This window comes from Mesorhizobium sp. M7A.F.Ca.CA.002.05.1.1 (assembly GCF_003998335.1).
In the GTDB taxonomy this organism is placed as follows: Bacteria; Pseudomonadota; Alphaproteobacteria; order Rhizobiales; family Rhizobiaceae; genus Mesorhizobium.
Genome location: NZ_RZQI01001357.1, coordinates 1 through 1,026, shown reverse-complemented (window position 1 = coordinate 1,026; position 1,026 = coordinate 1). Strand labels below are relative to the sequence as shown.

The 1,026-nt window shown below is 64.2% G+C and carries 1 protein-coding gene; it reads left to right on the top strand.

Annotation, left to right across the window (positions count from 1 at the left end):
- Positions 1 to 92 precede the first annotated feature (92 nt).
- Positions 93 to 1,026, top strand: a 934-nt coding sequence (locus EN939_RS35525) for an NAD(P)/FAD-dependent oxidoreductase (protein ID WP_164751575.1), incomplete at its 3' end; no start/stop codon positions are given.

Sequence of the window (1,026 nt, the reverse complement as noted above, 5' to 3'; positions counted from 1 at the left end):
ATTCGCATCAGTCTCTGCCAGCCCGAACCGGTGCTGCAGGAAGCTGCACTTCGTCTGCGCCGCTTTGCTTCCAGCTACCGTCGCGAGGCAGCATGACCGCCAAGGCAGTTCCCGCCAAAGCAAGGGCGGTCATCATCGGCGGCGGCGTTTCCGGCTGTTCGGTCGCCTATCACCTGGCCAAGCTTGGCTGGACCGATATCGTGCTTCTCGAACGCAAACAGCTGACGTCGGGCACGACATGGCATGCCGCCGGCCTGATCGGCCAGCTGCGCGGCTCGCAGAACATGACGCGGCTGGCGAAATATTCCGCCGACCTCTACGTCAAGCTGGAAGCCGAGACCGAGGTCGGCACCGGCATGCGCCAGGTCGGTTCGATCACCGTGGCGCTGACCGAGGAGCGCAAGCACGAGATCTACAGGCAAGCATCGCTGGCGCGTGCCTTCGATGTCGATGTCCGCGAGATTTCGCCCAGGGAAGTCAGCGAGATGTACCCGCATCTCAATGTTTCCGATGTCGTCGGCGCCGTGCATCTGCCGCTCGACGGCCAGTGCGACCCCGCCAATATCGCCATGGCCCTGGCCAAGGGCGCGCGCCAGCGCGGCGCCACCATCGTCGAGAATGTCAAGGTCACCAAGGTCCACAGCAAGGCCGGCCGCGTCACCGGCGTGTCCTGGGCGCAAGGCGAAGAGCAAGGCACGATCGAGGCCGACATCGTCGTCAACTGCGCCGGCATGTGGGCCCGCGAACTGGGAGCGCAGAACGGCGTCACCATACCGCTGCACGCCTGCGAGCATTTTTACCTCGTCACCGAACCGATCCCCGGCCTCACCCGTCTGCCGGTGCTGCGCGTGCCCGATGAGTGCGCCTACTACAAGGAAGACGCCGGCAAGATGATGCTGGGCGCCTTCGAGCCGGTGGCCAAGCCGTGGGGCATGGACGGCATAAGCGAGGATTTCTGCTTCGACCAACTGCCTGAGGACATGGAGCATTTCGAGCCGATCCTCGAAATGCTCCATGTCCTCAGGC